Below are 4,295 nucleotides of genomic sequence, written 5' to 3'. Positions count from 1 at the left end.
GATACCAGAGTCGTCCATTAACCACCGTCGAAATGGCTGATGGCAGCACAGGGTCCCCCCATTCAATGGCTTGGGCGGCGACCGTCTCCACTTTCCTTCGACCGTTGGTACGCTTTGCCATCCGCAGTACATCCTCGCGATGGTAGAGGCTGCGACGACTATCCGCCTTGTCCGGCTGAGCGCGAATTTTCCCCCGGCTTACGTTTGCATAAAGTGTCTGCGGACGAACGCTCAAAATGCTAAGTGCTTCTGCTGCCGTAATCCATACCATCGTAGTCACCGTGTTGACATTGACGATTCAAATCAAGATTGACGTCAACTTTATCAAGTTTATGCTGGCGTCGAAACGGGTTGTGCAGTCTTTCGATATCCGATCGGGCCACAACATGACGAGGACCGCTGCGGTGGGGACTCGGCTTTTCCGTCTGGGGACAAGCGTGGCAAATTCATCGATGAAATTTCTGGAAGCCGCCTCGCTGGCGCTGCAATTTCCGGCCGACGCGTTGACGCGCATCACCGTGCAAGGATCCGGCGAGCTCACTTCTGCGTTCCCCGTGACCGACTTCGCCGCGCAAGCGATAGGAGCGGCCGGTGCGGCGGTCGGGCAATTGCTCAAGGTGCAGTTCGATCGCGCGTCCGAGGTTGTCATCGACCGAAGACTGGCTTCGCTCTGGTTCGGCTGGTCGATCCATCCGGTCGGTTGGACATTACCCGCCGCATGGGACGGAATCGCCGGAGACTACGCGACCCGCGACGGCTGGATCAGACTCCATACCAACGCGCCGCATCACAAGGCAGCGGCGCTAAGTGTGCTGCAATGTGCCGACGACCGGTCTGCCGTGGCAGGGGTCGTCGCAGGCTGGTCAGCCGAAGAACTGGAAGCGGCAATCGTTGGGCAGAAAGGTTGCGCGGCGGCGATGCGGACCTGCGATGAATGGAGGGCCCATCCTCAAGGCGAAGCAGTGGCGTCTGAGCCGCTGATTGCGTGGTCGTCGATGGCTGCCTCGTTTGGATCCCCAGCGTGGCAGCCTGAACGGACGAGACCGCTTGCAGGCCTGAAAGTGCTCGACCTGACTCGCGTTCTGGCGGGGCCAGTCGCGACTCGCTTTCTGGCTGGTTACGGTGCAGATGTCTTGAGAATCGATCCGCCCGGATGGGACGAGCCCGCTTTGCTACCCGAAGTCACGCTCGGCAAGCGCTGTGCGCGACTGGACCTTGAAACATCGCAAGGCCGCGAGAGATTCGAGCAATTATTGGCGCAAGCCGACGCGCTGGTTCATGGTTATCGACCCGGCGCCCTCGATCAATTGGGCTACAGCGAAGCCGCGCGCCGCGCAATCAACCCGGGACTCATCGACGTGTCACTGGATGCGTACGGATGGAGCGGTCCGTGGAGTGGCCGCCGCGGCTTTGATAGCCTCCTGCAGATGAGCTCGGGAATTGCGCATGCCGGCATGAAATGGAAGCAGGCGGATCGCCCGGTGCCACTGCCCGTACAAGCGCTCGACCAGGCAACAGGCTATCTGATGGCTGCGGCAGTGGTTCGGTCTGTTATCTGGCGAGTCACAGAAAATCGGGCGACAACGGCCAGACTATCGCTTGCACGAACAGCGCGGTCTTTGATTGAACTGCCTAGGACCGCAATGGTGGCAGAGGGTTTGGCGACAAGCAGCGCCGACTTTTCCGCGTCGCTTGAGCAGACAGAGTGGGGGCCGGCAAAACGCTGCAAATCGCCAGTGTCAGTCAACGACATAGCCCTAGCTTGGCGGCATCCAGCTTCGCTCCTCGGTTCCGCCGAGGCCCGTTGGTAAGTCAACCGGTCGTCAATCGTGTTAGCGGCGGTTGACCTAAAAGGCCCGTCGGGCGATTCGCCTTTTTTGCCCCGGACAACGCCTCCCCAGCGATACATGCGATCATCGGAATACGCGGTACATGACCGCTTAAAGGATGACCGGCTTCAGACCGTGCGCGGGTGTATCCTGCCGTCGTATGGTCGCCATTTCGCCGACGTCGGCGCTCATTGTCTGGAGAAGCAATGAACATTAGCGCACACAAGCCTGACTCATCCACCTGCCAACTGGTGCAAGCTGGCCCACAGTTCGAGGGGAAGCAAGGGCTGACCTATGCTGTAGGCATTTCAGCTGAAAGCGTGGGATCGAAGCATATGCATCTTCAGCTTGCGACAATTGCGCCGGGTGCCCGTGCCAAAGCGCATCTCCATGCGGAACATGAGACGGCCATCTATCAGCTGAGCGGCGTCTCGGGGTGCTGGTATGGCGAACGATTGGAGCAGCATGTGGTGGTTCGGGCCGGAGATTTCTTCTACATCCCCGCAGGGGTGCCACATCTTCCGTACAACGCGAGCGCGGATGAGCCATGCGTCGCGGTGATCGCCCGAACGGATCCCAACGAACAGGAAAGCGTTACGATGCGCTCGGATCTCGATGCCTTACCTGACTGGCCGAGCGTTACGCCTTTACGGCTCTAATACACTTAGGGTCGATGAGGCGGATCGCGCGATCCTTGGCATTCCGGCGAACCTGCGGAGAATCCCGAACGACCGGCAGGCGCACTATCTCAATCTTCACCTGGAACCCCGCAACCCTATGAGCCGTCCCGGCAAGGTCGATGCTTGTTCGCAAAGCGACACACATAAGACATCGGCGTACAACGTTATAGTCAAGCGTGCAACGCTCATGACCTCGGACGGAGAACAGCCGGATGAGCCACCTCATCATCGCCCTGACTGTGTTTGTGTGCGTATTCGGTAGCGCGCTGCTTGGGCTGTACTTGCGCACCGTGTTGCCGGAACACCACCTTAGCGAAGAATCAATCGGCGTCGTAAAACTGGCGACCGGCCTCATCGCTACCATGGCCGCGTTGGTGCTCGGCCTGCTGATCTCGTCAGCGAAAAGCCAATTGGATACGGCAAACGCGGATATCGTTCGCAATGCCGCAAGCATCGTTAGCCTCGATCGCGAACTGGCCGAATATGGACCGGAAACGCAGGAGATACGTGCGTCGCTTAAGCGTACCTACGCCACCACGATGCAGATACTGGCATCCGGTGACCCTTCGCAATTTGAAGGACTGAGCAGTTCCGAGGGGGCCGCCCGGGTAGAAGACCTGCAGCGTAAGCTGAAAGCCATTACGCCGCGCACTGAGGAGCAGCGTCAGAGACAGGCGCATGCAATCCAGATTATCAATGACCTGTCCGCGGCGCGCTGGCTGGAACTGCTAGGGGCCAAGGGTGCAATCCCGTCGCCCCTGCTGTTCGTCCTGGTGTCGTGGTTGGCCATGATCTTCGGCACGTTTGGCCTGTTTGCCCACCGCAATGGGACGATCATCGCAGTCCTGGTGATTGGCGCGTTGTCGACTTCCGAGGCGATCTTCCTGATCCTGGAAATGAATACGCCGCTGAGTGGCGTGATGAGAATCTCGTTGCAGCCGATGCGTGACGCGGTCGTTCTTCTTGGTCGGTAGATGCAACTGGCGTCGCAGACTTAGCGAGGATCTCCCCGCGCTGCCTGCTTCCATGAACCTGCGGCCTGCCGGTATTCGCTTCGATAAGGGGGACGAACAAAATTAGCGCACATCCGAACCAAGCCACCCCAGATGAGCCTGGATCCCGCCACACCGCCCATTATGTCGGCATTTCGTGGCTCGACCTGGTCGTCTCTCTAGGCATACTGATGATTGTCGGTGTCGTGGTGATCTGGGTGGCCATCCGCGTCATCCAGCCCGCCCCACCGAGTACCCTGACGATCTCCGCGGGTCCTGAGTACAGCCGCTTCTGGGTTGCCGCGCAAAAGTACAAGGAGATCCTCGCGCGCAACGGCATAACGCTGCGCGTGCTGACGTCGTCAGGCACGCTGGAGAACCTCGTGCGACTCGCCGATCCCGCCATTCATGTCGATCTCGGCTTCGTGCAGAGTGGCTTGACGAGTATCCCGAGCGTCGTTTCGCCCGACACGCGGCAGGCAGGCCTGATGTCGCTCGGCAGCGTCAGCAATTGGCCGCTCTTCGTCTTCTATCGCGGCCCCGAGCTCACGCGGCTCTCGGAATTCAAGGGCAAACGCCTCGCCATCGGCCGCGAAGGCAGCGGCACGCGCCAGATCGTGCTGTTACTGCTGAAGACAAATGGCGTCGAACCGGACAGCGACGCGCAGATGCTGCCGCTCGTCGGCGAGGACGCCGTGAACGCCTTACTGGCGGGCGAGGTCGACGTGGCCTTCCTGACGGCTGATTCCGCGCGCCCCGCGCTCATGGAGAAAATGATCCGCACGTCCGATATC

At 60.0% G+C, this 4,295-nt stretch carries 4 protein-coding genes; all 4 read left to right on the top strand.

The window, feature by feature from the left end; genetic code table 11:
- Positions 1-452 precede the first annotated feature (452 nt).
- Positions 453-1,811, top strand: coding sequence for a CoA transferase (locus tag WCA53_RS01450; RefSeq protein WP_423904677.1), 1,359 nt, complete (start codon positions 453-455; stop codon positions 1,809-1,811).
- Between the two features lie 224 nt (positions 1,812-2,035).
- The gene (locus WCA53_RS01445; RefSeq protein ID WP_423904676.1) at positions 2,036-2,488 is read left to right on the top strand and encodes a cupin domain-containing protein; all 453 of its coding nucleotides are present in this window, start codon (positions 2,036-2,038) and stop codon (positions 2,486-2,488) included.
- A 233-nt stretch (positions 2,489-2,721) separates the two neighbouring features.
- The gene (locus tag WCA53_RS01440) at positions 2,722-3,483 is read left to right on the top strand and encodes a hypothetical protein (protein WP_423904674.1); all 762 of its coding nucleotides are present in this window, start codon (positions 2,722-2,724) and stop codon (positions 3,481-3,483) included.
- A 236-nt stretch (positions 3,484-3,719) separates the two neighbouring features.
- Positions 3,720-4,295 (top strand): TAXI family TRAP transporter solute-binding subunit (locus WCA53_RS01435; RefSeq protein WP_423904671.1); only part of this gene is annotated, 576 nt, incomplete at its 3' end.

The sequence above is a fragment of the Caballeronia sp. genome (assembly GCF_049581465.1).
GTDB lineage: Bacteria > Pseudomonadota > Gammaproteobacteria > Burkholderiales > Burkholderiaceae > Caballeronia.
This window is presented reverse-complemented; position numbering and strand designations above follow the sequence as displayed.

Coding starts and splice junctions, on each gene's coding strand:
- WCA53_RS01450 (WP_423904677.1), top strand. CDS start 453: ATGAAATTTCTGGAAGCCGCCTCGCTGGCGCTGCAATTTCCGGCCGAC.
- WCA53_RS01445 (WP_423904676.1), top strand. CDS start 2,036: ATGAACATTAGCGCACACAAGCCTGACTCATCCACCTGCCAACTGGTG.
- WCA53_RS01440 (WP_423904674.1), top strand. CDS start 2,722: ATGAGCCACCTCATCATCGCCCTGACTGTGTTTGTGTGCGTATTCGGT.